This is a genomic window from Polynucleobacter sp. IMCC 29146 (genome assembly GCF_021395195.1).
In the GTDB taxonomy this organism is placed as follows: Bacteria; Pseudomonadota; Gammaproteobacteria; order Burkholderiales; family Burkholderiaceae; genus Polynucleobacter.
Genome location: NZ_JAJVCR010000001.1, coordinates 229986 through 255549 on the forward strand (window position 1 = coordinate 229986; position 25564 = coordinate 255549).

Below are 25564 nucleotides of genomic sequence, written 5' to 3' on the forward strand. Positions count from 1 at the left end.
ATATCCTTAAAAAAATAACTTAGTGAATGTTTTTCCAATAGGCCTTATTCAGGCGCCATGCAAATACAGCAAAGAGCGCCAGAAATAACACCACCAACACACCCAGACGTTTACGCTCTAGCTGCACAGGTTCGGCCATCCATGACATGAATGCGACTAAGTCTGCCACATTATCGTCGTATTCTGCAGACTTCATGGTTCCGGGGGTGATCTGCTCAAAACCAATGAACTTTTTTTCTATTCTACTTGGGTCATGCGGGTCTTTGACTTCAGCAAATTTTGCCCCGCGCTCGCCTTGCAATTGCCATAATGCATGCGGCATGCCAACATTAGGGTAGACCAAATTATTCCACCCCGTTGGGGTTGAGTCATCTTTATAAAAAGTGCGTAGGTAGGTATAAATCCAATCGGTGCCACGAGCACGCGCTTCTACCGATAAATCGGGAGGGGCTTTGCCAAACCATTCTTTAGCGTCTTTGGCTGACATGGATATCGTCATTAAATCGCCCACTTTGGCGCCATTTAAAATTAAATTATCTTTAATTTGCTTATCAGTTAGCCCAATATCACGTAAGCTGCTATAGCGAACCGATTCAGCCGAATGACACCCAGCGCAATAGTTAACGTAGAGTTTTGCGCCGTTTTGCAGCGAGGCATGATTGCTTACTCTTTGAGGCGCAGCATCTAAAGGAAAGCCGGCTTCATTAGCATTTACTTCGGCTAAGAATAAAAAGCCACAGGTCGCTATTACTGCGCTAGTTCGACAAATATGGTTAAAGATTGACAGAATCGCTTGCATGCTAGTTCCTAATTCTTCTTAGTAGTCCACATCAATGGGGCTGGAAAGTAACGCGGCTTGGAACAGGCTTGAACTGACCAAGCTGGCTCCAAAAAGGCATTGCCAAGAAAAAGCCCAAATAATAAATGGTGCAAATCTGGGAAATCTTTTCAAACACAGGCGATGGTGGCTGAATACCCAAGTAGCCCAAGATAATAAAACTCACTACAAATACACCGTAAATATATTTGTGAAAATTGGGGCGATACCGAATAGATTTCACTTTAGATTGATCAAGCCAAGGGAGAAAGAAAATTACTACTACTGAACCGCCCATAATGACCACGCCCCAAAACTTGGCATCTAGCAAGTAAAAACCAACAGCTAGTGCTGCCAAAATGAAGACGCAGAGGGCTTTCATTATCAAGGTCTTGGCACGAACCATGGACATTCCTAAGATCACCGCAAAAAAGATCCATAAGGGAATAAGGAAAGAAGTAGTAGTGCCACGCAACATCGAATAAAAGGGCGTGAAATACCAGACTGGCGCAATGTGGGCAGGCGTCTGAAATGGATTTGCGGGGATGAAATTATTTGCTTCAATAAAATATCCGCCCATCTCTGGCGCAAAAAAGATAATTAGCGCAAAAATAATTAAAAATATGCTCAGCGCCATTACATCATGTACGGTATAAAAGGGATGAAAAGGTACGCCATCAACGGGATGTCCATCAGCATCAAGAGTGTCTTTAATTTCTATCCCATCGGGATTATTCGAGCCAACCTCGTGCAAAGCCACAATATGTGCGGCAACCAAACCAACTAAAACAAGTGGAATAGCAATAACGTGAAAAGCAAAAAAGCGATTTAAAGTTGCATCGCCAACTACATAGTCGCCCCGTAACCAAAGTGATAAATCAGGGCCAATTAAAGGGATGGCTGAAAATAGATTCACAATGACTTGTGCGCCCCAATACGACATTTGCCCCCAAGGTAAGAGGTAGCCAAAAAAGGCTTCGCCCATTAAGCATAAAAAGATGGCCGTGCCAAAAATCCAAATGAGTTCGCGAGGTTTACGATAAGAGCCGTAAATCATGCCACGAAACATATGCAAATACACCACGATGAAAAACATCGAGGCGCCGGTAGAGTGCATATAACGAATTAGCCAGCCAAACGGTACCTCACGCATGATGTATTCAACCGACTCGAATGCTTTAGCGGCATCGGGTTTGTAATTCATGGTTAAGAAAATGCCGGTAATGATTTGATTAGCTAAAACGACGATTGAGAGAGCGCCAAAGACATACCAAAAATTCAGATTTTTAGGGGCATAGTAACCAGTAAGGTGAGCTTTAATAGTCGACGACAAAGGGAAACGTGAATCAACCCAAGCCAGCAATTTTTGCGTTATTGGCGCATTGTCTGGAACTTTTATTTCATGAAATGCCATGTATTTCTCCTGAGCTTTCTAATTAGGCTTTTGCATCATCGCCAATTAAAATCATTGTGTCGCTTAAGTACTTATGGGGTGGCACTTCGAGATTGTCGGGGGCAGGTTTATTTTTATAAACTCGACCAGCAAAGTCAAAAGTGGACCCATGGCAGGGGCAAAACCAACCACCAGGCCAATTATTGGGCAAAGAGGGTTGGGCTCCAGATTCAAATTTAGCTGATGGTGAGCAGCCTAAATGGGTACAAATACCGACCGCCACAAAATATTCTGGCTTGATCGAGCGATACTGATTGCGCGCATATGGGGGGGTTAGGGTGTCTTGATTGCGCAAGGAATTCGGGTCAGCCAGCTCGGGATCATTTTTGGGCAATTCGGCGACCTGTTCTGGGGTCCGCCTAACCACCCATACCGGCTTACCGCGCCATTCAACGGTTCTTACCTCATCGGGCTTCATGCCACTAATATCGACCTCAACAGGCGCTCCTGCGGCCTTGGCGCGCTCGGATGGCTGGAAACTGGTCACAAAAGGCACAAGCACAACTGCCCCTCCAATTCCCCCTACGACAGAGGTGGCAATTAGCCAATTCCGTCGACCTGTGTCGGTACTAGGCTGGTCACTCATTTACACAATTCCTTGAAAAATGCATTTTATGGGTAAAAATTGCTTAAACCACCTATTTTAAAGTAAAAAGAGGTTTATGCGTTTAACTTTGGGCCAATTGAAGAGGAATTAAAGATGGGTGTCTTAAAAGAGTTTCGCGAATTTGCTGTTAAAGGGAGTGTGATTGACTTGGCGGTGGGCGTCATTATTGGCGCTGCTTTTGCCAAAATTGTCGATTCATTGGTCAATGATCTAGTGATGCCCCTACTCTCTACCTTGCTTGGGGGCCGCATTGACTTTACTAACCTCTTTTTTATTTTGGGTCAAGCCCCCGAAGGTGTGCCCCGTACTTATGAAGCACTGAAGAAAGCGGGCGTGCCCCTGTTTGCTTATGGTAATTTCATTACCATTTCCATTAACTTCTTTTTGCTGGCCTTTGTAATTTTTCAAATGGTCAAAATGGTAAATCGCGTGCGCTTAAGTGATGCCGCTGAGCAAGCTCCGGCTAAGCCTGCCCCAGAGCCAGAGGATATTACCCTGTTACGCGAAATTCGCGATAGCTTGAAAAAATAAACGGCATACTGCCTTATTTTGGAGAGACATGATTAAACGCCTCTGGCTTTTATTTGCCCAAGTAATTACGGTCTTGCTTGCCGTTTGGTTTATTGTGGCTACCCTAAAGCCCAGTTGGCTAACCGGCGTGCAGATCAGTTCCTTGGTAGATAATGTGAACCTCAAAGAAGCTAGTTATGACGGACACTCCATTAGCCCCGGCTCGCACTATGAAGCGGCTAAACGTTCGATGCCAGCAGTAGTCAATATTTTTAGCAGCAAGGCTCTGGCTAAAAGCTTAAATGGGAAAAATAATGCCCATCGCAATGAACCATGGTATCAATTTTTCTTTGGCGAACAAGGGCCAGAAGATGAGCCAAGCACCAGCTTAGGCTCGGGTGTTTTGGTGAGCCCCGAAGGCGTCATCCTCACCAATCACCATGTGGTTGCGGGAGCCGATGATATTGATATTGCCTTATCTGACGGCAGAAAGACCAAAGCTAAAGTAATTGGTAGCGACCCCGATACCGATATTGCGGTACTGAAGATCGACTTAAAACAATTGCCACCACCCATTACCCTCGGAAAAATTGAGTCAGTCCATGTTGGCGATATTGTCTTAGCCATTGGTAATCCCTTTGGCGTTGGGCAAACAGTGACCTCAGGCATTGTTTCAGCCCTGGGTCGCGATCATCTGGGTATCAATACCTTTGAAAATTTTATCCAAACCGATGCGGCAATTAATCCTGGAAATTCGGGTGGGGCCTTGGTTGATACTCGCGGTCATTTAATCGGCATTAATACTGCCATCTACTCTCAAAGTGGTGGTTCAATGGGAATCGGTTTTGCCATTCCCGTGAACTTAGCAAAACAGGTCATGGAATCGATTCTCACTAACGGGAGTGTTACTCGTGGGTGGATTGGGGTCGAACCCCAAAACCTCTCAAAGGAATTAATTAAATCGTTTAATTTACCAAGCACTACTGTAGGCGTTTTATTATCGGGTGTTTTGGAAGGTGGTCCAGCAGATCGTGGTGGCGTAAAGCCCGGCGATATTTTAATTGCTGTCAATGAACGTTCTGTTGCCGATGTCACTGCATTACTAAACGCTATTGCCCAACTCGGCCCAGGTAACCAGGCCAACTTAAAAATATTACGCAAAGGAAAAGAACTGAATTTACAAGTGCCGATTGGTAAGCGTCCGCAGGCAGCAAAGAAACAATAAGTCTGCTAAGCGCCTATTTAGGAAGCCCTAATGAATCCTGGTGGGCTCTCAGACCGCGCTAGTGCGCCAAAATTTTTGACAAAAAGTCTTTGGCTCTTTGCGAACGCTCTTCAGGTCGGTTAAAGAAATCGTCGCGTGAACAATCTTCAACAATGCGCCCTTGATCCATAAAAATTACCCGATGGCTTACTTTGCGCGCGAAGCCCATTTCATGCGTTACACAACACATGGTCATACCGTCTTGAGCGAGCTTAACCATCACATCTAACACCTCACCCACCATCTCTGGATCTAAAGCTGAAGTAGGCTCATCGAACAACATCACGATGGGGTCCATCGTTAAGGCCCGCGCAATTGCCACTCGCTGTTGTTGCCCGCCCGATAGCTGGCCAGGAAATTTATCTTTTTGCTCCATTAAGCCGACCCGCTCAAGGTATTTTAGGCCATGGGCTTTAGCTTCGGCTGCAGATCGGCCCAAAACTTTCATTTGCGCCAACGTTAAGTTTTCAGTCACATTTAAATGTGGGAATAATTCAAAATTCTGAAATACCATGCCAACCTTTGCACGAAGTTGTGGAAGATTGGCCTTAGGATCATGTAAAGAAATCCCATTCACCGTTATTTCACCTGCCTGAAATGGCTCAAGTGCATTAATGGTTTTAATTAGAGTCGACTTTCCCGAGCCCGATGGACCACAGATCACCACTACCTCGCCTTTTTTAATCGAGGTAGTACAGTCTGTTAAGACCTGAAAAGTGCCGTACCACTTTGAAACGTTTTTAAAATCAATCATTAAAAGCTTCTCTATTTCTATTGGTTAATTTATTTAATAATAGCAACCTTACTTTGAACCCAACGCGCAAATTTAGACAGTGAAAAGCAAATCAAGAAATAGGTAACTGCGGCTAATAAGTACGCTTCAATAGGACGGCCAAAATTTTTGCCAACAATATCAAAACCTTTCAATAAATCATAAGCGCCAATGGCATATACCAAAGACGTGTCCTGAAAAAGCACAATGGTTTGAGTCATAAAAATCGGAATCATGTTTCGAAATGCTTGTGGCAAGACAATGAGGCTCATAGTTTGTGAATAATTCATTCCCAATGCCTCTGCAGCAAAGGTTTGTCCTGTACCAACCGATTTAATACCGGCCCGCACAATTTCGCAAAAGAACGCTGCCTCAAAAGCAATAAAGGTAATGGTGGCGGATAAATCAGCCCCAATAGGCGTGCCGATTAAAATTGGAATTAAGAGATAAAACCATAAGATCACCATCACTAGTGGAATAGAACGCATGGTGTTGACATATATTGTGGCGATATAAACCAGAACAGGTTTACCACTTAAGCGCATCAAAGCTAAGATTGTGCCAAAAAAAATACCCCCTATGGTAGCAACAACAGTGAGCTGTGCACTAAAGAGCAGCCCCTTCAAGATATAGCTTGAAAAGAGCTCCCAATTATAAATACTGAGGTCTAAATTAAGCATGGGACACGCTTATTTTTATTTGCATCTTTAATGACTCGTAAGCAAATTACTACGCGTACCCGGAATGGCGACGCGTTTTTCGATCAAGGTCATAATCCGATTGACACCAAAAGCTGAAAAGGCATAGAGCAAAGTCACAGCCAAATAAATTTCGACACCACGAGAAGTTTCTTCTTGCGCTTGCATTGCAAATAAAGTGAGTTCGGGTACTGATACCGCAAAGGCCACTGAGGTATTTTTGATTAAATTCATACACTCTGAGGTGAGTGGTGGAATGATGATCCGAAACGCAGTTGGCAAAATCACATACCGATAACTTTGGTAGGTACTTAACCCCAAAGCCAAGGCAGCCATACGCTGACCTGAAGATAAAGACTGAATACCCGCGCGCACTTGCTCTGCCATGCGTGCTGAGCTATAAAACCCTAAAGCAAAACAGACTAACCAATAGGCTGGTAAGCCCTTCATAACGGGGAAAATATTCGGCACGACGTGGTACCAAACAAAAACTTGCACCAAGACTGGGATGTTACGAAATACCTCCACCCAAGCAGTCGCAAAGCCCACCAACCATTTGCTTCCCTTCACATTTGCTGGAATTGTTCTGAGGGTACCCATGAGGGTGCCCAACACGAGCGCAATGACTAAACTGAGTGCTGCTACTAATAAGGTCCAGCCCCAGGCTTTAAGCAGCCAATCTAAATAGGTTGGGTCGGCGTCTTTGCCAAGTTGAAAAATAGAAGAGAGGCAGTTATCGGCCGCCTCTCCTGTAATGGTGTCTTTACAAAAGACACCCCAATCCATTGCCACTTTTAAACTACCAACTCTTCTAAGAGAAAATGCTTATTTCTTTTGATAGGCTTCAGCAGGTTTGTCATTAGGATTAGCCCAAGCCTGTTTGGTGCTTTCAGATAAAGCTAAACCGACCATGGCGTTTTTAGGTGGAATGGGCTGCAAGAACCATTTATTCCAAAGTCTGGTTAATGATCCGTCAGCCATCATCCTTTTGAGGCTGTCGTCTACGGCTTTCTTAAAAGCGGGGTCATCTTTACGCATCATGATTGCGATTGGCTCAACCGCAATGACTTCACCCACAATTTTAAAATCTTTGGGATTTTTTGCATTAGCAATATTCCCCGCAAGAATCGAGCCATCCATCACAAATGCATCGGCACGACCCGACTCGAGCAATAAGAAACTATCGGCATGGTCTTTACCAAAGACTTCATCAAAATTAACGCCTGTGGCTTTTTCGTGCTTGCGCAGCAACTGCACCGAAGTTGTACCCGTGGTGGTGGCAACTTTCTTGCCATTAAGTTGATTCAAAGACGTAATTCCTGAGTTGGCCTTCACCGCAATCCGAATTTCCTCAACATACGTCGTGACCGCAAAAGAGACATCTTTTTGACGGGCCGCATTGTTGGTAGTCGAGCCGCACTCAATATCAACGGTGCCATTTTGAACTAAAGGAATACGATTTTGTGAAGTCACTGGTAAATATTTAATTTCTAGAACATTAATACCTAATTGATTTTTAATTTCAGTTAATACCCGCTGACAGATTTCAACGTGATAACCAGCAAATCTGCCGTCACCAATCGTATAGGACAGCGCGCCCGAAGACTCTCTCACACCCATCGTGGCAGAGCTAGTCGATTTAATTTTGTCTAAAGTGCCTGCTGCCATTGCACCCGCAGCGGCGAACATACCGCTAATAGCAAAAGCGGAAATCATTGCAGCAGAAAGCGTGGTTTTGATAAAGCGTGAAGGTTTTTTCATGACTGGTCTTATCTAGTGAGGTTAATCGGATTAGAGTTTTAATTGGGTTTTAATGAACCCCTATTTTTAGCAGACTTTAAAGGTTTTATCTAGCCCCTAGCGGCCAATAAGTTCTATTTTGGGGAATACCCTCATCTGACATTACCTTTTTAGCCTGGTATTTAATTACGCCCTGCTGAGAATTAGCCTAACTACCTTGTTGAACTACTTCTAATGAGCTGCTGCAATTGACTTTGGACGGCTTCTACCACGGGCGTCCATTGCCCCGGTTGGCCTTGCCTAAATAGGCGCATGGAGCTATACCAAGGGCTATCGTTACGGTCTAAAAGCCAGCGCCAACAGGTATCAAAACGGTTCAAGAGCCAGACGGGTTTGGCTAAAGCTCCAGCCAAATGAGCGACGGCTGTATCTACCGTTATCACCAAATCGAGCTGATTAATGAGCGCTGCAGTGGCAGAAAAATCGTCTAAATCTGCGCTTAAATCGATTAAATCAGGGCCGCCCCAATTAGCGGCTTTTAAGGCGGCTAATTCTGACTCTCCCGGTTGACCTTTTTGCAAGCTATAAAAATCAATTGCCGTATTTTTTAATGGCGCAAGCAAAGCCAATGGAATATTACGTCTTTCATTCACGGCCCAGGCCTCTGGTTGATTGGGGCGTAAGCCCCCCGACCAAACCACGCCAACGCGTAATTTTGTTTTCGGCCCTAATTTTTTCTGCCATAAAATTTGTTTAGCAGGGTCGACACTTAAGTATTTTTCAGCGAAGGGAATGTTGTTTAATGTGGTTTTAAAAGCAAAGGGCAAGCTGATTAAAGGGCAATGAAAGTCAAAGGGGGGAAGGGGCTGTCCTTTCTCAATTATTTGTGAAACGCCTGCTAAAGTCTGAAATAAAGTCATCAGGGGTTTTTCAACTTCTAAAATAACTGTGGCGCCTAATTTAGCCACCAATTCAGCATAGCGACTAAATTGAATTGCATCACCAAGACCTTGTTCACTATGAAGCAAAATAATTTTGTCTTGCAGCGATTCTTGCCCAAGCCAGAGTGCGCCATTCAGTTTTCGCTCACCTGCTGCACGACTTAATTCAGGGGATTGCCAGCGTGACTCATACGCTGGCCACCCCTGCTCATAATCTCCTAATACCAAATAGGCTAAGGCTCGATTCCAATGGGCCTCGGCAAAATTGGGCATGATCGATAAAGCCTGGTTGTACCCAGCAATAGCCTCTGTTACATGCTGCAACTCTTTTAACGTATTTGCCCGATTATTGTGAGCCTGAACATATTGGGGGTCAATTGCAATTGCCGCATCATAACTTTGTATGGCTTGCTCTAATTTGCGCAAATCATAAAGTGTTACCCCGCGATTAAAGTGGGCAAGTGCAAATTGGGGGTCGCAAGCAATGGCTTGTTCATAGCAAGCTAAAGCTGCCAGTGCTTGCTTTAACTCAATTAACATACTACCCTTATTATTATGGGCGAGCGCATAATTTGGTGAGCTTGCTAATGCTGCATCGATTGCTTGTAGAGCAGCCTGTGCATTTCCTGCCTGAAAATAAATTAAACTTAAAAAATGGAGGGCCTCTGCTTGTTGAGGATAAGCCTGAAGAATTATTTCATAGCACTTGCGAGCCTCTGAGATAAGACCATCTTGCAGAAATCGCTCGGCCTGCTGTAGCTGGGTTAACAGCGCAAGATCTGCTTTGCTCTGCTGCAAACCGTTATGAGGTTGGTGATGCGCTGCTGACATATCTTCAATTCTAATCGCCCATGAAAAAACCCACTGTGTTGCCACAGTGGGTTTGTTTTAATGCCGAACTAATGTATTACTAGGGTTTAAAAACCTAACTAACAATAATTAGAACGTTACGCGTGTACCAAAAGCAAAGCCTGTGACTCTGGTTGAAACTTGAACAGAGCTGGCTGATTCATTATTTGAACCGTAGATTGCGTACAAGTTGGTACGCTTGCTGAGGTAATAGTTCAAACCAACTTGATAAGCGGTGAAGCCAGCGCTTGGGCTTCCACGACCATAGCTAGAGACTTTACCATTACCAACAACTGCCCAACCTTCGATGGTGGGTGTCATGAAGCTACGAACACCAATCTGTTGCGCAGTCCGCTTAGCGTAATAGCTGGTATCAATAACGCTACCAACCTTACGGTTACCGTATTGCACGTAGCCTTTCAAGATACCAAAGTCATAGGTAGCAGCACCGTAGTATTGATTGTCTTGAGTATTTGAACCACCCGATGCAGCAATCCAAGCTGCTGGAGCAGGTGTGGCAAGAGTAGATGCTGAAGCACCGGCGGTTGCGCCACCTTGACCTTCATTGTTTGATTTGTAGGCTTGATAAGCTAAACCAACATACAGTTTTTGCCATGTGTAGTCAGCAGATAAACCCCAACCAGAGTAGTTATTGGTAACTGGCAAACGGCTAGCTGAAGTATTGGCTGTTACGGTATCGTTTCTTAAGGTGTAGTTAGCAGCAACCTTGAAACCTTTTATGGTGGCAGTTTGAGCCGACAAGGTAGATTGCGTACGAACCGTTACACCAGCAGATTGACCACCAACACCAGCTGCGTCAGAGTAACCACGTGCTGTAGCATTTGTGGTGTTACCTGGGTTTGTGGTTGGGTAAACTGCGTTACCGGGCATGTTGTTGGTGTTACCAACGTCAGTTGCGGCGATTTGGTTAAACATGGGGGTGTATTGAGTACCGAAAGCAAACTGACCTACGCCTGCTTTACCAATACCACCAAAGCCCTGACGAGTCTGCCATGACGACATCGACGCGTTAGTAGGCTGCATATCAGTTTCTAAAGTAAAGAAGGCAATCATGCCGCCGCCTAAATCTTCAGTACCTTTAAAGCCTAAACGGCTGGTCTGTTCCATCGAGTTACCAAAACTGGCGCTATTAGCTTGGCCTGATGGGGCAACAGTACCGGCAGCGTTAGCAGCTGCGCCAGTAGCCTTTTGATTTAAGTAACCAACGTCAACAACACCGTACACGGTCACGCTTGACTGGGCCGAAGCAGCACCAGCAAAAGCGCCGAGAGCGGCAAGTGCAAATAGCGATTTTTTCATTCGTAAATCTCCATAAAGTAAGAATGCGCCCATAAAAATTCGGGACTGATGAAGTATCGACCTTTTGCTGCGGTCCACTTAGCTTGAGGGCAGATACCCCCGCTTTTTGCTTGTGAAAAGGGAGTTTTTTGGTTTTCTTTGTTGTATCTCGACAACATGGCCCTATTTTTGGGGTATTAAAGGTATTTAGATGCCAAAATTGTCAGATGGCAAGTCGCGAATTCCTGAAAATACTACGTTCTGCCCGTCAGGGTGATGTTTTTGCGCAACAAGAACTGGCTGCAGTTTATCTTCAGGGCTATTTTAACACCCCAATTCAGCCCAATAATGCCTTAGTTTGGCTTGAAAAGGCCTATTTAGCCACTCTAAGCAAAATCTCACTTCCTCACTTACAAGTTGATTCCCCTGGTAACCCCCCCAATAACCCGCTTAGAGCATTGTTTGCGCAATTAGTGCAAATTCCGCTAGCGACAACTTTTGGCTCGCCATCATTTCAGTTTGCTTGGGATCGATTTTGGGAGTTAGCGCATGAGGGTAATAGTGAGGCCCGCTGGCAGTTGGCTAATTTCTTATTAAATCCTCAGCAATTGAGCTTGCAGGAGCAATTGGCTGCATGGCTAAGTAAACGGTTTCCCGGTGACACTGAAGGCTTGGCAAAACTACAAACCCAATGCAAGCGCTATTTAGAAATCATTGCTGCCGAAGAAAGTTTTTTAGCGAACAAAGCAAAAGAGCTATTAATTCAATTACAGCCTAAAAATGAATTACTCACGTCACTTTGGAATAGCTGGCTGTCGACTCAAGATGAGTCGGCGCTGCAACAAGCGGCTGAGTTAGGACTAACCACTGCAAAACTAACCCTAGGTTTACGTTTAGCACAACCTAAAATCCAAGCAGAAAAAAGTAATGGTTCGAGTAAATCGAATGCGCCGCTGAAAAAAGCGGTACATTGGCTTGAGTTGGCTGGCAAAGATGGAGATCCCCAAGCTTGGTATGCACTTGGTGAAATTTATCGTCGCCCCCAATTTTCAGGTTATAGCGCCCAAGAAAGTGATCGCTGTTTTGATCGCGCTGCCGACTTAGGGCATGCAGCAGCGCAGTTTCGCAAAGCGGCCACTTTATGGCGCAAACGCGATAAGCTGCAGGAAAAAATCACTGGCTTACAAGCCTCTTATTGGGCCTGGCAAGCACATCAACAAGGTATTACAGCGGCCCATACCTTATTGATGAAAATTTTACTAAGCTGTCCCAACCCGGCACAAAATGCGTGGTTTGACTTGGCTCAATGTGCTGAACTCGCTTTGGCTCGACACAGCGATCATCAATTGACTGGAGGACGGATGCTGATGTGCCACCGAATTGTGATTGCCAATCAATTTGATTTTAGTAAAGCGGAGTTATTGTTGGCAGAAATTGACCAGCTGCAACTTGAACATTGTGTGGTGGTAGATGTGCGTTGGGAATTGCCTAAAATTTTGCCACGCCTCACCCAAATTGAAACCATCCAACAGCGTCGTTGTCTTTTTGCTGCAAGCAAAGCACTAGAACAATTAGCAGTAATTCGCGAACCGAACGATGATGAGTTTTTGGCTGCAGGTGAAGGAAATTTACGCCAGCGGCGTTATCGCTTCGAGCGCTTAAGTCAATGGTTACTGCAAAATTTTGCCCACCACCTTGCCGCCAAAAAATTGCCCATCCCAAGTCGTGGCCACTAAGCAAACATGTACATAATCTCGATTTTAAGCATTCGTTGCCGCGCCATCAGTTGCCTCTTTGTCGCTGACTTGAGCAGGTTTTTTTTCATAGAAACGGGCAATAAATAAGCCGAGCTCATACAATAAAGACATAGGAACTGCTAACAATAATTGCGACAAAATATCGGGGGGCGTTACGACTGCAGCAACGACAAAGGCACCGACAATCACATATGGACGAATTTCTCGAAGCTTAGCTAAGGGTACAACACCCATACGCACTAATACCACGACAACTACGGGCACCTCAAAGGTAATCCCAAATGCTAAGAAGGTGGTCATTGCAAAACTTAAATAGTTATCGATATCGGTCAGCATTTCGGCGCCTAGCGGAGCGTTGTAGTGCGCCATGAATTTAAAGACGGTGGGGAATACTAAAAAATAAGCGAACGACATACCAATAATGAATAAAGAATAACTACTAACGACCAAAGGCACGATTAAACGGCGTTCGTGGGTATATAGTCCAGGCGCAATAAAAGCCCATAGTTGATACATCACTACTGGCAAGGCAATGACAAACGCAACCAACATGGTAACTTTCATCGGCACAAAAAAGGAACCTGTAATGTCAGTCACGATCATTTTTCCACCGCTGGGTAAAGCTGCTAATAAAGGCTGGGCAAACAAATGAAAAATTTCCGGCGCCCAATACACCAAACTCATAAAAATGATGATGATGGCAAGCGCTGCTTTAATAATGCGGTCACGCAGCTCAACTAAATGCGAAATAAAAGTTTCTTGCAAGCCCTCACTGGCTGGAGAAGCATTATCTGAATTGATATTGACTTGCTGGGTATTGTCCTGCTGCGTATTATTCTGGGCGCTAGGGTCATGCATGATTTAGTCTCAACATTATTGCGCGGCGCTATGCCGAAACCGCTTCATACGTGCCGCTCCCGACTGCACCCGCAGCCGTACTCCAGAGGCATGTTTGTACCACAGTGGCCGCGCTGCTTGGCGAACTCGCCAACTGGCACGGCCTTGACGCAAGCTATCACGAAATACTTTGTTTTCATCAATCTGCAAACCAACTGGAAAAGTATTGTTACTGGTGGAGTAGTCGTAGCTATCAGCTTGATCACTTAAGTGCGCACCAGCTTCGGTAAAAGTAGAGCTTAAACTACTTTCCACATCTTTAATGGCTGCGGCACTTTCTTCACGCAACTTTTTAAATTCATCTAAGTCAATTTGTCGATTGACTTCACTGCGCACCTCAGCCATATAGCGTTGCGCTCGACCAAACAAATTCCCTGCCATGCGGGCTAGTTTGGGTAAACGCTCAGGTCCAATGACCACTAAAGCTACCACTGCTATTAAGGCAAGCTTTGAAACCCCTAAATCAATCATTTACAGGCGATCATGAAAACTATTTATTCAGATCTTTGGCTTGCACATCGACCGTTTTTTCTGCGGCATTGGCAGTCTGTTGGGGAATTTGTTCAGCTTTAGCTTCCTCGCTGGTTTTCATGCCATCTTTAAAGCCTTTCACCGCGCCACCTAAATCGGTACCAATATTGCGTAATTTTTTGGTACCAAAAACTAGCATCACAATAACCAACACAATTAACCAGTGCCAAATACTAAATGAACCCATTTCTTTCTCCTTAAATCAATCAGCTTACTTACTTTTTCCAGGGCCGCTCACCGCCCATCACATGCAAATGTAAGTGATAGACTTCTTGCCCGCCATCTGCGCCATTATTGACCATTAAACGAAAGCCGCCATCTTCACCCGGTCGACAACCTTGTTCTTGAGCAAGACGAGGGGCTAATGCCATCATTCTACCTAGCAAAGGGGCGTCAATGTGCGTTGCCGACGCTAGCATCGGTAAATGCTTTTTAGGAATCATTAGAAAATGAACTGGGGCTGCCGGCTTAATATCGTGAAAAGCGAAAATTTCATCATCCTCATAGATTTTCCGCGCCGGAATTACCCCGGCAATAATTTTGCAAAATAAACAATCAGGATCATGGCTTAAAACGCTCATACGGGTTTTCGACCGGCTTTTTCAGCTATGCCTGAAACCCCTTCACGACGCGTAAGCTCGGCTAACACGTCTTCTGGGCGGAGATTAAATTGCGCTAGGGCAACTAGGCAATGGAACCATAAATCGGCCATTTCCCCAACCAAAAGCGCTTGCTTTGCGGGGCTTAAATTGGCCTGTCGAGAATCTTTTGCCGCCATTACAGTTTCGGTGGCCTCTTCGCCAATTTTTTTCAGAATGGCATCGTCGCCCTTGCTGAATAGGGCGGCGATATACGATGTACTTGGGTCTGCGGTACCATTTTGTAAAGCGACACGACGCTGTTCTACAACATCAGCCAAATGGGCTAAGACAGCATCTAGATTTGCATCGGCCGACATTTTTTTATTTACCTGAGTCATTGGCTAATTTTATGCCGTCATTAAGCCAGCTTGCGCTAGCAGCATCCCAGACCTGGAAAAAACAACTGTGCGCCCCGGTATGGCACGCAATCCGGTCTTTTTGGATGACCTGCAACAAGAGGGTGTCACCATCACAATCAAGGCCAATAGCCTCAATGGTTTGGGTGTGCCCTGACTCTGCACCCTTGTGCCACAGCTGATTGCGTGAGCGCGACCAGTAGACCGCCTGCCCCAAACGCAGGCTAGCTAATAAAGCCTCACGATTCATCCAAGCCATCATTAAGACATCGCCTGAGCCAACTTCTTGAGCAATAACGGGTACCAGGCCTTGCTGATTCCATTGAATTTGCTCCAGCCAAGGGCCGCTTTGCAAAGTAGGTGTGGGTATAAATGAAGTCATAAATGGTATTTTGACTTATTTCCTTATTGCCTTACGGCAATGCCCTGACTGGCCATAAATTCTTTTGCTTGTTTAACGGTGAAATCACCGTAATGAAAAATACTTGCAGCGAGCACAGCATCAGCATGTCCCTTGGTAATGCCATCAACTAAGTGCTGTAAATTACCTACCCCGCCAGATGCAATTACAGGGATAGGTACTGCCTGACAAACTGCCGCCGTTAATGCCAAATCGAACCCGTCTTGGGTGCCATCCCGATTCATGCTGGTGAGCAAAATTTCACCAGCTCCGCGTTGACTTACTTCAGCAGCCCAAGCCAAGACGTCGATTCCGGTTGCATTACGGCCGCCATGGGTAAATACTTCCCAAAAACCAGGTGCTGTTTGTTTGGCATCAATTGCTACCACGATACATTGTGAACCGTAATAGGCAGCAGCTTCGGAAACCAAATCAGGATTATTTACCGCTGATGAATTCATGCTGACTTTATCAGCGCCTGCATTCAACAAGCGGCGCACGTCTTGCACAGTACGAACGCCACCACCAACGGTAAGGGGTATAAATACCTTAGCTGCTACGGCTTCAATAATAGGTAATAACAAATCACGACCATCTGAAGTGGCCGTGATATCCAAAAAAGTTAATTCATCGGCACCTTGATCGTTATAGCGCTGGGCAATTTCAAGTGGATCACCAGCATCACGCAAACCAATAAAATTCACACCCTTCACTACCCGCCCTGCTGTAACATCTAAGCAAGGAATGATGCGCTTAGTTAACATCAATAGCCATGATCATGGTTGGGCATGCCGCAATTTTTCTGACAACTGGTCGGCATATTGCTGCGCTACTGTTAAATCTAAATCGCCCGCATAAATTGAACGTCCTGCAATCACGCCCATCACGCCTTCGTTTTCAATCGCACACAAGGCATCGATATCGGCGTTACTAGATAATCCCCCACTAGCGATGACGGGAATTCGCACAGCTTGCGCCAATTTTAAAGTCGCTTCGAGATTAATCCCTTGCAACATGCCGTCGCGACCAATATCGGTATAAATAATGGCTTCAACTCCATAGTCTTCAAATTTCTTACCCAAATCTATTACCTCATGCCCAGTAAGCTTGCTCCACCCGTCGGTGGCAACTTTACCGTCGCGCGCATCGATACCAACCATAATATGACCACTAAATGCAGTGCACGCATCTTGTAAAAAACCGGGATTTTTTACTGCTGCTGTGCCAATAATGATGGTTTGAATGCCATCATCTAAGAGGCGCTCAATGGTTTCTAAATCGCGAATACCACCACCGAGTTGAACGGGTATTTCATCGCCTACTGCTTTTAAAATCGCTTTAATCGCTAATTCATTTTTAGGTTTGCCCGCAAAAGCGCCATTTAAGTCAACTAAATGTAAACGCCGTGCGCCTTTGGCAAGCCAGTGTTTTGCCATCGCAGCTGGGTCTTCAGAGAAAACCGTGGCACGCTCCATGTCGCCTTGTTCTAAACGTACACAGTGACCATCTTTGATATCAATTGCAGGTATTAGCAGCATAATAAAATCGATATAGGTAGTTAATCTAAGGTTGCCAAGCGACAAAATTACGATACAGCATTAAACCGTATTCTGCACTTTTTTCCGGATGAAATTGGGTCGCAAAAATATTATCACGCGCCACGGCAGAAGCAAACCATGTGCCGTATTCGGTTGAACCCACGGTGTCTTCTGGGTTGGTTGGCACAGCATAATAGCTATGCACAAAATAAAAATTACTAAGGTCGGGTATACCAGTCCAAAGAAAGTGAGGCTTATCTTGCCGCACTTGATTCCAGCCCATATGGGGGACTTTAAATTCTGCGCCATCGGCCTGCAAGCGACCAGCCAAAGCAAAACGCTCGACCTTGCCAGAAATTAATCCTAAGCACGGCGTCGCTGTTGCTGTAGAGGATTCAGCGCTACTGTCAAAGAGCATTTGTTCGCCCACACAAATGCCTAATAGGGGTTTAGTTTTTGCGGCAGCTAATACAGTCTCAAGCAAGCCAGAGGTATGTAAATGCTTCATGCAGTCGGGCATGGCTCCTTGTCCAGGCAGAACTACCCGTTGAGCTTGCTGAATTTCGGCAGCAGTGCGCGCGATTAAAATCTCGGTATTGGGTGCCACTTGCTTAAGCGCCTGATAAACCGAGCGCAAGTTTCCCATGCCGTAATCAACGATGGCAATATGGTGTGCCAAAGCGGCCTTCAGTTTTTGGTTTTAAAGGGTGCATCTTGCTATTCTCAACTGGTTTGAAAATAATTACAGACTTCCCTTGGTGGATGGAACAAGACTGGGAGCGCGCGGATCAATCGCTAAAGCCATGCGCAAAGCACGCCCAAAAGCCTTAAAAACTGTTTCGATTTGATGATGTGCATTCACGCCGCGTAAATTATCAATATGTAAAGTAACCCCCGCATGATTCACAAAACCACGGAAAAACTCAATACTTAAATCGACATCAAAATCGCCCACGCGCGCGCGGGTAAAGGGCACATTAAACTCGAGGCCCGGGCGTCCAGAAAAATCGATCACCACTCTTGATAGCGTCTCATCCAAAGGCACATAAGCATAGCCATAACGGGTAATGCCCGTTTTATCGCCGACCGCTTTGGCAATTGCCTGTCCCAAAGCAATGCCGACATCTTCGACCGTATGGTGATCGTCAATATGGGTATCTCCATTGGCGCTGACCTTTAAATCAATCATGCCATGGCGCGCAATTTGGTCGAGCATGTGATCAAGAAAGGGCACACCAGAGGCTAATTCAGCCTGTCCAGTACCATCCAGATTGAGCGCAATGTGGATTTTTGTTTCTGAGGTGTTGCGTGTAACGTCGGCTTGCCGCATGCTTCAGTGCGCCGAAAGGCGAAGTATTGATTGAAGACTCATAATATCATTCTCACTTGCCCAGCACTATCCCTTCACACTGCACCCCCTAACACCACCCTAAACCCATGAGTCGCTTTTGGAGCCCTGTCGTACACACCCTTACCCCCTATGTGCCTGGTGAGCAGCCTCAATTGAAGCGGCTGCTGAAGCTCAATACCAATGAAAGCCCATACGGACCTTCGCCCATGGTGCTCGCAGCCATTGCTGAGCAAAATACGCCTGATTTGCGGCTGTATCCCGATCCTCATGGTTGCGAACTAAAGCAAATCATTGCCGAGCAATTCGGCCTAGCGACTGAACAAATTTTTCTAGGAAATGGCTCTGATGAGGTCTTGGCGCATGTTTTTTTAGGTCTTTTGAAGCACGAGCAAGCTGTTTTATTTCCGGATATTACGTATAGTTTTTACCCGGTGTACTGCAAGCTATTTGGCATTCAGGCGCAAACTATTCCCTTAGGAAGTAATTTTGAAATTTGCCTAGAGGACTATGCCAAGCCGAATGGCGGGATTATTTTTCCTAACCCCAATGCGCCTACCGGGCGCGCTTTAGCAAGCAAAGCCATAGCTGGCCTAATTCAAACTAATCCCAATTCAGTCATCGTGATTGATGAGGCCTATGTCGATTACGGTACGGAATCTTGCGTGCCACTATTGCAAGGGGCCGGCTGCCCAGAAAATGTATTAGTGATTCAGACGCTCTCAAAATCCCGAGCCTTGGCAGGTTTACGGGTGGGTTTTGCCATGGGTCATCCCCGCCTCATTGAGGCCTTAGAACGGGTGAAAAATAGTTTTAATTCCTATCCCTTGGGACGTTTAGCGCAAGCTGGCGCACGCGCAGCTATTGCAGATCAACAGTACTTAGAAGCCATGTCCGCTAAAGTGATTGCTACCCGCCAGGAATTAATTGCCGCTCTTGATCGACTAGGTTTTAATACCATTCCCTCGACTGCCAATTTTGTTTTTACCCGCCATCCCAAACAGACTGGCCTTGAGTTATATCAAACTCTCAGGGCCAGAGGGATCGTCGTGCGGCACTTTAATTTACCGCGCATCGCAGATTTTTTACGCATTACGATTGGCACAGATGAGCAAAACGCTGAACTCATTCAAGTATTGCAAGAAATTGTTTAGTATTTATTCAGCGCTAAGCGCCAGGTTTTTTGAGACGCATTTCTGCGGCGCGAGCATGGGCTTGCAAACCTTCACCATGGGCGATGGCACTAGCGATTTGACCTAAGGTTTGCGCACCGGCTTCGCTTACTTCAATCATGCTTGACCGCTTAATGAAATCGTACACACCTAATGGCGAAGAAAAGCGTGCCGTACGGGCGGTTGGTAATACATGGTTTGGTCCGGCACAATAATCGCCCAACGATTCACTGGTGTAGTTACCCATAAAGATGGCGCCGGCGTGGCGAATCAACTCTGCCCATTGCCGCGCATTTTGTGCACAAATTTCTAAATGCTCAGGTGCTATGGTGTTGGCAATTTCACAAGCCTGCTGCATATCATCTACCTGGATGAACAATGCCCGCTTCGATAAAGAAGCGCGAATGACTTCTTGGCGTGGCATTTCCGGCAAGAGTTTTTGCATACTCGCATCGACTTGATTGATAAAATTGACATCAGGACAAACTAGGATTGATTGGGCCAGCTCATCATGTTCTGCTTGTGAAAATAAATCCATTGCCACCCAATCGGGATTACTAGTGCCATCACAAATAATTAAAATTTCTGATGGTCCTGCAATCATATCGATCCCAACCTGACCAAACACCCTGCGCTTAGCGGCAGCAACATAGGCATTGCCAGGTCCGACGATTTTATCGACCGCAGGAATCGTGGCTGTACCATAAGCTAAAGCAGCAATTGCTTGAGCACCACCTATAGTAAACACCCGATCAACTCCAGCTAAGCACGCTGCTGCTAAGACTAAATTATTGCGAACGCCAGCGGGAGTTGGCACCACCATAATGACTTCAGCTACCCCAGCCACTTTGGCTGGAATAGCATTCATTAATACGGATGAGGGATAGGCCGCTTTTCCCCCTGGCACATAAATACCTACTCGATCCAGCGGAGTCACTTTTTGTCCCAGCCGCGTACCATCGGCTTCGGTGTAATCCCAAGTTTGACAACCAGCATGCAAGCGTTGCTGATCATGGTAGCTACGAATACGCTTGGCTGCACTATTCAGAGCCTGAGACTGGTCTGCGGGCAATTGCAGGTAAGCCTTTTCAAGTTCGCTAGGCAGAATTTCTAAAGCGCGGGCGGTTTGCACCTGCAAGCGATCAAATTGACTGGTGTACTTAAGTAAAGCCTGATCGCCATGAGTTTGAATTGCTAGAATAATTTCCGCTACCTTAAGATCAATTGCGACATCTTCCGCAAGCGGAATAGATAGGCTAGCTAATAGGGTTTGCTGAAAATTAGCCGCACCGCTTTCAAGCCGCTGAATTTTCACACTTGCGCTCATGGCTGCAATTGGTCTAGAAGAGGCTGTATTTGGCTACGCTTACGTTTGTAAGCAGCCTGATTAACAATCAAGCGCGCGCTAATATCAGCAATGCGCTCAACCTCAACCAAGCCATTGGCTTTTAAAGTATTGCCCGTTGAAACCAAGTCGACGATCGCGTCAGCCAAACCAACTAAAGGCGCTAACTCCATCGAGCCATATAACTGGATGGTGTCAACATGAACGCCTTTGTTGGCAAAGTGATCGCGCGCGCAATTTACATATTTAGTGGCCACACGTAAACGCGAACCCTGCTGAACTGCTGCAGCGTAATCAAAGCCAGCGCGGACAGCAACGGACATACGACATTGCGCAATACCTAAATCAAGTGGCACATATAAACCTTCGCTGCCTTTTTCAAGCAAGCTATCTAAGCCAGCGACGCCAAAGTCAGCACCGCCAAATTGCACATAGGTCGGTACGTCGGCAGCCCGCACAATAATTAGGCGAACATCGGCATGCGAAGTCTCAAGAATGAGCTTACGTGATTTTTCAGGATCCTCTAAGGGCCGAATTCCAACCCGACTGAGGATTGCCATTGATTCTTCGAAGATACGCCCCTTCGAAAGGGCTAGAGTTAACTTCATCAGGCAATTATTTCATGCGCTGGATGTTCGCGCCTAATTGTGTCAATTTTTGCTCCATACGATCATATCCCCGATCGAGATGGTAAATACGCTCAACTTGGGTTTCGCCTTGCGCTGCCAAGCCAGCTATGACTAAACTGGCTGAGGCCCGCAGATCGGTAGCCATGACAATAGCGCCTGAGAGGCTTTCAACCCCTTGGGCCATGGCAGTATTGCCATCAATCGCAATCTCGGCGCCCAGGCGATTGAGTTCCTGCACATGCATAAAGCGGTTTTCAAAAATGGTTTCGGTCATGGTGGCGCTGCCACTGGCTAGGGCATTTAAGACCATAAACTGCGCCTGCATATCGGTCGGGAAAGCAGGGTATTCGGAGGTTGCAAAACTCACTGCCTGAGGGCGACCAGCCATACTTGCCTTAATCCAATCGGGGCCGATTGCCATTTTTAAGCCCGCCTCTCTCAGCTTCGCTAGCAAGGCCTCTAAATTATCAGGGCGGCAGTGATTCACCAAAATCTCCCCCCCTGTGGCGGCTACAGCACATAAAAATGTACCGGCTTCAATGCGGTCCGGAATAATGGTGTGTTGCGCGCCATGCAGTCGTTCGACTCCCTCGATCACTAAACGCTCGGTGCCCAAACCTGAAATCTGGGCTCCCATCTTCACGAGTAATTCAGCCAAATCACCAACCTCGGGTTCGCGTGCTGCATTTTCTAAAATGGTGGTGCCCTGAGCCAAACAAGCCGCCATTAATAAATTTTCAGTGCCAGTAACCGTAATCATGTCGGTCAAAATTGTGGCTCCCAAAAGGCGTTCGGCTTGCGCCTGAATATATCCGCCTTTAATTTTGATGCTCGCACCCATGGCCTTTAAACCTTTAATGTGCTGATCAACCGGTCGCGCGCCAATTGCGCAACCGCCGGGCAAAGATACCTTGGCACTATGCATTCTGGCTAACAAGGGCCCTAAAACCAAAATAGAGGCCCGCATGGTTTTGACCATCTCATAAGTTGCCTCGGGGCGCGGAATATGGGCTGCCTGTAAGATTATTCGACTGCGTTTAGTGGGCTCAGGGAAGCTAACTGTCACCCCCATTTGTTGCAAAATTTTGAGCATAGTACGCACATCTTGCAGGTCGGGTACATTCTCTAGCTCGATCGGTTCAGCGCTTAAGAGGCTGGCACATAAAATCGGTAAGGCAGCGTTTTTTGCGCCCGCAATTAAAACCTCCCCATGTAAAGGGGTGCCACCAATCATGCGCAACTTATCCATAGCGGCAGCGCTGATTAGGCCGGAGGATTTTCAAGGTATTCAGTCGGCGTAAATGCCTTAATAGAAAGTGCATGTACCTCGGCCTTCATGCGCTCACCCATCGCTGCATAAACCAGCTGATGACGCTGAACTAAGCGCTTACCTTCAAAATCAGGGCTCACAATCGTGGCATAAAAATGTTGGCCATCGCCCTCAACCATTAAATGAGTACAAGTAATACTCTGTTTAATGTATGACTCAATTTGTTCTGGTGTAGGCAACATGTTTATTCCAATTTGATTTTTAATAACGTAATTTGAAGCCCGTTTGTAATAAACGTACGGCAATTACTGAAACTGCGATAAAAAACCCGCCCACGATCATGAGGCTAGTCCATGGTGAAATATCAGACACGCCAAAAAAGCCATAGCGAAAACCATCAATCATATAAAAGAATGGATTGAAATGCGAAATCATTTGCCAAACTGGTGGCAAGCTATGAATCGAATAAAAAACCCCAGATAACATTGTCGCCGGCATGATTAAAAAATTCTGAAAGGCTGCTAACTGATCATATTTGTCGGCCCAAATGCCAGCAATTAATCCCATGCCACCTAATATCGCTGCGCTTAATAATGCAAAGACCACGATCCAGAGTGGATATTCAAAACTCGGTGGCACAAACCAGATGGTGATCAATAAAACTCCAGATGCTACTGCGATACCGCGCACGATTGCGGCCAGCACATATGCGGCATAAAACTCAAATGAGCTTAATGGCGCTAAGAGCACAAAAATTAAATTGCCCATTATTTTCGACTGAATGAGTGATGATGATGTATTAGCAAAAGCATTTTGTAATAAGCTCATCATCACTAAACCGGGCACTAAAAACGCAATGTAGCTAATGCGCTCATAGACCAGTACTTTGCCTTGTAAGACTTGTCCAAAAATCAACAAATACAGAATGGCCGTTAATACTGGAGCAGCCACAGTTTGAAAGCTGACTTTATAAAAGCGGAGTACCTCTTTATACAAGAGCGTAGGAAAGCCACTAGCGTATGTAATTGGCATCGACTTCATGCTAAATCACGCGCCATGATATTGACAAAAACATCTTCTAGGTCTACGTCTGCACTGCCACTTTTAGCTGTAACCCCATAGCGGTTCAGTAAGTTTGCGGTGGTATCTAAGGCCACAATTTGCCCCTGCTTGAGCATCGCAATGCGTTGACATAAGGCTTCAGCTTCTTCCAAATAATGGGTAGTTAAGACAATAGTGTGCCCATCTTGATTAAGGCGGCTAACAAATTGCCATAAGGACTGACGCAACTCGACATCAACCCCAGCAGTAGGTTCATCTAACACGATAACAGGGGGGCGATGTACCAAGGCTTGTGCTACTAATACGCGGCGTTTCATGCCGCCCGACAGCGTCCGCATATTACTATTCGCTTTGCTGGTAAGGTCAAGATTGGCCATGATTTCATCAATCCAATCCTCATTATTACGTAGTCCAAAATAGCCTGATTGAAAACGTAAGGCCTCACGCACTGTAAAAAAGGGGTCGAAGACTAGCTCTTGAGGTACTACCCCCAGGAGTCTGCGCGCTAAACGGAAATCAGTTTGGATATTAGTATTCATCACCTCAACCAAGCCCGTGTCAGCCCGACATAAACCTGCCAAAATTGAAATTAAGGTCGTTTTACCTGCGCCATTCGGGCCAAGTAGGCCAAAAAATTCGCCCTGCTCTATTTCAAGCGAGATATCATTTAAAGCACGTAATTCGCCATAGCTTTTAGAAACATGGTCAACCCGAATCGCTAGCGTCATGCGGGCAAGCCCAACAACTCTGCCACGCCATAAACGCGAGCTAAGACCGCTAACTTAGGTGGCGCATTGAGGATTAAAAAATAACCCTGATCTGCTAAGCGTTTTTTTCGCCAATTTAATAAAATTGCCAACAAGGACGAATCGAATTGATTCAGGTTGACACAATCAATTTCATTTACATGTGCCCAATTGGCTAAGCCATCAGCCTCAATCTGACTAGCATTTTTTAAGGTTACAGTGGCAGGCAAAAAATAGGGCATGAACGGAAATTGGCTAGTAAAAAATTAACTCGGCTTACCAGCGGCCAGTGCTTTATTGCGCTCTTGCAAAAACTTAATCAGTCCATCGATACCATTTTGGCTAATTTGATTTGTAAATTGATTACGGTATGCCTCAATGAGCCAAACACCCATAATATTCATGTCATAGACTTTCCAGCCATTCGCAGTTTTTTCTAAGCGGTAATCTAAGGGCACCGGATCGCCACGCCCCAGCACCACCGTTTTAACAGTAACCTCTTTATCGTCTGCAGCTGCCCGCAAAGGCTTGAACTGGATGGTTTGCTCGCGTAATTGACTAATCGCGCCAGAATACGTACGCATTAATAATGTTTTGAACTCCTGAATGAGTTGAGTTTGCTGTTCGGGAGTTGCTTTTTTCCAATTCGCGCCCATAGCCATTTCAGTTGTCCGACGCATATCAGCATTGGGCACAATTTTCTTTTCAACTAATTCAACAATGCGGGGAATATTACCTTTTTGAATTTCGGGGTCGGCCTTCACGGCTGCCATTACCTCGCTTACCACCGCTTTAATCATGCCGTCAGGCGTTGACATATCGGGCGGAGTAACTGGGGCGGGACTAGTTACACCCTGCGCCAAGGCTACCGCACTCAACAAACAAAGTCCCCAAGCTATTACTTTCAACATGTTTACACTTT

General features: G+C 45.8%; 31 protein-coding genes. 4 read left to right on the top strand and 27 right to left on the bottom strand.

Annotation, left to right across the window (positions count from 1 at the left end; all coding sequences use genetic code 11):
- Positions 1-19 precede the first annotated feature (19 nt).
- From LZT22_RS01165 to petA, 3 genes are read right to left on the bottom strand one after another with little or no spacing between them, the layout of a single operon-like run.
- On the bottom strand, positions 20-799 hold the full coding sequence (locus LZT22_RS01165) for a cytochrome c1 (RefSeq protein ID WP_233923224.1): 780 nt from the start codon (positions 797-799) through the stop codon (positions 20-22).
- A gap of 31 nt (positions 800-830) precedes the next feature.
- Positions 831-2231: a cytochrome bc complex cytochrome b subunit gene (locus tag LZT22_RS01170; protein ID WP_233923225.1), complete on the bottom strand. Its 1401-nt coding sequence runs from the start codon at positions 2229-2231 to the stop codon at positions 831-833.
- 22 nt (positions 2232-2253) lie between these two features.
- On the bottom strand, positions 2254-2856 hold the full coding sequence (gene petA, locus LZT22_RS01175; protein ID WP_233923226.1) for a ubiquinol-cytochrome c reductase iron-sulfur subunit: 603 nt from the start codon (positions 2854-2856) through the stop codon (positions 2254-2256).
- A 114-nt stretch (positions 2857-2970) separates the two neighbouring features.
- On the opposite strand from petA, the gene mscL reads away from it, so the two are divergent.
- Both mscL and LZT22_RS01185 read left to right on the top strand, forming a co-directional pair.
- The gene (mscL, locus tag LZT22_RS01180; RefSeq protein WP_233923227.1) at positions 2971-3408 is read left to right on the top strand and encodes a large conductance mechanosensitive channel protein MscL; all 438 of its coding nucleotides are present in this window, start codon (positions 2971-2973) and stop codon (positions 3406-3408) included.
- A gap of 28 nt (positions 3409-3436) precedes the next feature.
- Positions 3437-4612: a trypsin-like peptidase domain-containing protein gene (locus tag LZT22_RS01185; RefSeq protein WP_233923228.1), complete on the top strand. Its 1176-nt coding sequence runs from the start codon at positions 3437-3439 to the stop codon at positions 4610-4612.
- 58 nt (positions 4613-4670) lie between these two features.
- Here the strand turns inward: LZT22_RS01185 and LZT22_RS01190 are convergent, their stop codons facing one another.
- From LZT22_RS01190 to LZT22_RS01215, 6 genes are all read right to left on the bottom strand, one after another.
- Positions 4671-5405 (bottom strand): amino acid ABC transporter ATP-binding protein, encoded by a 735-nt coding sequence (locus LZT22_RS01190; RefSeq protein WP_233923229.1) that lies wholly within the window; start codon positions 5403-5405, stop codon positions 4671-4673.
- Positions 5406-5434: 29 nt separating this feature from the next.
- Positions 5435-6103 (bottom strand): amino acid ABC transporter permease, encoded by a 669-nt coding sequence (locus tag LZT22_RS01195; protein ID WP_233923230.1) that lies wholly within the window; start codon positions 6101-6103, stop codon positions 5435-5437.
- Between the two features lie 27 nt (positions 6104-6130).
- Complete coding sequence (locus tag LZT22_RS01200; protein WP_233923231.1) at positions 6131-6913, bottom strand: amino acid ABC transporter permease; 783 nt, start codon at positions 6911-6913, stop codon at positions 6131-6133.
- A 33-nt stretch (positions 6914-6946) separates the two neighbouring features.
- Positions 6947-7861, bottom strand: a complete 915-nt coding sequence (locus LZT22_RS01205; RefSeq protein ID WP_370634768.1) for an amino acid ABC transporter substrate-binding protein — start codon at positions 7859-7861, stop codon at positions 6947-6949.
- Between the two features lie 212 nt (positions 7862-8073).
- Entirely contained in the window at positions 8074-9633 is a 1560-nt protein-coding gene (locus LZT22_RS01210) for a tetratricopeptide repeat protein (protein ID WP_233923232.1), read from the bottom strand.
- 108 nt (positions 9634-9741) lie between these two features.
- Entirely contained in the window at positions 9742-10971 is a 1230-nt protein-coding gene (locus tag LZT22_RS01215; protein WP_233923233.1) for a porin, read from the bottom strand.
- A 206-nt stretch (positions 10972-11177) separates the two neighbouring features.
- Between LZT22_RS01215 and LZT22_RS01220 the strand changes: the two genes are divergently transcribed.
- Positions 11178-12686, top strand: a complete 1509-nt coding sequence (locus LZT22_RS01220; RefSeq protein WP_233923234.1) for a sel1 repeat family protein — start codon at positions 11178-11180, stop codon at positions 12684-12686.
- Positions 12687-12710: 24 nt separating this feature from the next.
- Here the strand turns inward: LZT22_RS01220 and tatC are convergent, their stop codons facing one another.
- From tatC to hisB, 10 genes are all read right to left on the bottom strand, one after another.
- Positions 12711-13565, bottom strand: coding sequence for a twin-arginine translocase subunit TatC (gene tatC / locus LZT22_RS01225; protein WP_233923235.1), 855 nt, complete (start codon positions 13563-13565; stop codon positions 12711-12713).
- Between the two features lie 15 nt (positions 13566-13580).
- Positions 13581-14075, bottom strand: a complete 495-nt coding sequence (tatB, locus tag LZT22_RS01230) for a Sec-independent protein translocase protein TatB (protein ID WP_233923236.1) — start codon at positions 14073-14075, stop codon at positions 13581-13583.
- Positions 14076-14094: 19 nt separating this feature from the next.
- Positions 14095-14322, bottom strand: a complete 228-nt coding sequence (tatA, locus tag LZT22_RS01235; RefSeq protein ID WP_233923237.1) for a Sec-independent protein translocase subunit TatA — start codon at positions 14320-14322, stop codon at positions 14095-14097.
- A 28-nt stretch (positions 14323-14350) separates the two neighbouring features.
- The gene (locus LZT22_RS01240; RefSeq protein ID WP_233923238.1) at positions 14351-14716 is read right to left on the bottom strand and encodes a histidine triad nucleotide-binding protein; all 366 of its coding nucleotides are present in this window, start codon (positions 14714-14716) and stop codon (positions 14351-14353) included.
- Positions 14713-15114: a phosphoribosyl-ATP diphosphatase gene (locus LZT22_RS01245; protein ID WP_233923239.1), complete on the bottom strand. Its 402-nt coding sequence runs from the start codon at positions 15112-15114 to the stop codon at positions 14713-14715. The genes LZT22_RS01240 and LZT22_RS01245 overlap by 4 nt, the downstream gene beginning before the upstream one ends.
- Positions 15098-15514 (bottom strand): phosphoribosyl-AMP cyclohydrolase, encoded by a 417-nt coding sequence (gene hisI, locus LZT22_RS01250; protein ID WP_233923240.1) that lies wholly within the window; start codon positions 15512-15514, stop codon positions 15098-15100. The genes LZT22_RS01245 and hisI overlap by 17 nt, the downstream gene beginning before the upstream one ends.
- A gap of 23 nt (positions 15515-15537) precedes the next feature.
- Entirely contained in the window at positions 15538-16296 is a 759-nt protein-coding gene (gene hisF / locus LZT22_RS01255; RefSeq protein WP_233923241.1) for an imidazole glycerol phosphate synthase subunit HisF, read from the bottom strand.
- Between the two features lie 12 nt (positions 16297-16308).
- On the bottom strand, positions 16309-17070 hold the full coding sequence (gene hisA, locus LZT22_RS01260; protein WP_233923242.1) for a 1-(5-phosphoribosyl)-5-[(5-phosphoribosylamino)methylideneamino]imidazole-4-carboxamide isomerase: 762 nt from the start codon (positions 17068-17070) through the stop codon (positions 16309-16311).
- Positions 17071-17095: 25 nt separating this feature from the next.
- Positions 17096-17749, bottom strand: a complete 654-nt coding sequence (gene hisH / locus LZT22_RS01265; RefSeq protein WP_233923243.1) for an imidazole glycerol phosphate synthase subunit HisH — start codon at positions 17747-17749, stop codon at positions 17096-17098.
- A 63-nt stretch (positions 17750-17812) separates the two neighbouring features.
- Positions 17813-18400 (bottom strand): imidazoleglycerol-phosphate dehydratase HisB, encoded by a 588-nt coding sequence (gene hisB / locus LZT22_RS01270; RefSeq protein ID WP_233923244.1) that lies wholly within the window; start codon positions 18398-18400, stop codon positions 17813-17815.
- A 107-nt stretch (positions 18401-18507) separates the two neighbouring features.
- Between hisB and hisC the strand changes: the two genes are divergently transcribed.
- Complete coding sequence (hisC, locus tag LZT22_RS01275; protein ID WP_233923245.1) at positions 18508-19572, top strand: histidinol-phosphate transaminase; 1065 nt, start codon at positions 18508-18510, stop codon at positions 19570-19572.
- A 13-nt stretch (positions 19573-19585) separates the two neighbouring features.
- Here hisC and hisD read toward each other — a convergent pair whose 3' ends face one another.
- From hisD to LZT22_RS01315, 8 genes are read right to left on the bottom strand one after another with little or no spacing between them, the layout of a single operon-like run.
- A complete protein-coding gene (hisD, locus tag LZT22_RS01280) occupies positions 19586-20917 on the bottom strand; it encodes a histidinol dehydrogenase (RefSeq protein ID WP_233923246.1) in 1332 nt (443 codons plus the stop codon).
- Positions 20914-21543: an ATP phosphoribosyltransferase gene (gene hisG / locus LZT22_RS01285; RefSeq protein ID WP_233923247.1), complete on the bottom strand. Its 630-nt coding sequence runs from the start codon at positions 21541-21543 to the stop codon at positions 20914-20916. The genes hisD and hisG overlap by 4 nt, the downstream gene beginning before the upstream one ends.
- A gap of 7 nt (positions 21544-21550) precedes the next feature.
- Entirely contained in the window at positions 21551-22813 is a 1263-nt protein-coding gene (murA, locus tag LZT22_RS01290; protein WP_233923248.1) for a UDP-N-acetylglucosamine 1-carboxyvinyltransferase, read from the bottom strand.
- 14 nt (positions 22814-22827) lie between these two features.
- Positions 22828-23076, bottom strand: a complete 249-nt coding sequence (locus LZT22_RS01295; protein ID WP_233923249.1) for a BolA family protein — start codon at positions 23074-23076, stop codon at positions 22828-22830.
- A 19-nt stretch (positions 23077-23095) separates the two neighbouring features.
- On the bottom strand, positions 23096-23875 hold the full coding sequence (locus LZT22_RS01300; RefSeq protein ID WP_233923250.1) for an ABC transporter permease: 780 nt from the start codon (positions 23873-23875) through the stop codon (positions 23096-23098).
- Positions 23872-24624, bottom strand: coding sequence for an ABC transporter ATP-binding protein (locus LZT22_RS01305; RefSeq protein ID WP_233923251.1), 753 nt, complete (start codon positions 24622-24624; stop codon positions 23872-23874). Before LZT22_RS01305 ends, LZT22_RS01300 begins: the two co-directional genes overlap by 4 nt.
- Positions 24621-24884 (bottom strand): lipid asymmetry maintenance protein MlaB, encoded by a 264-nt coding sequence (locus LZT22_RS01310; protein ID WP_233923252.1) that lies wholly within the window; start codon positions 24882-24884, stop codon positions 24621-24623. The genes LZT22_RS01305 and LZT22_RS01310 overlap by 4 nt, the downstream gene beginning before the upstream one ends.
- 24 nt (positions 24885-24908) lie before the next feature.
- Positions 24909-25553: a phospholipid-binding protein MlaC gene (locus tag LZT22_RS01315; protein WP_233923253.1), complete on the bottom strand. Its 645-nt coding sequence runs from the start codon at positions 25551-25553 to the stop codon at positions 24909-24911.
- Between the last annotated feature and the right edge of the window lie 11 nt (positions 25554-25564).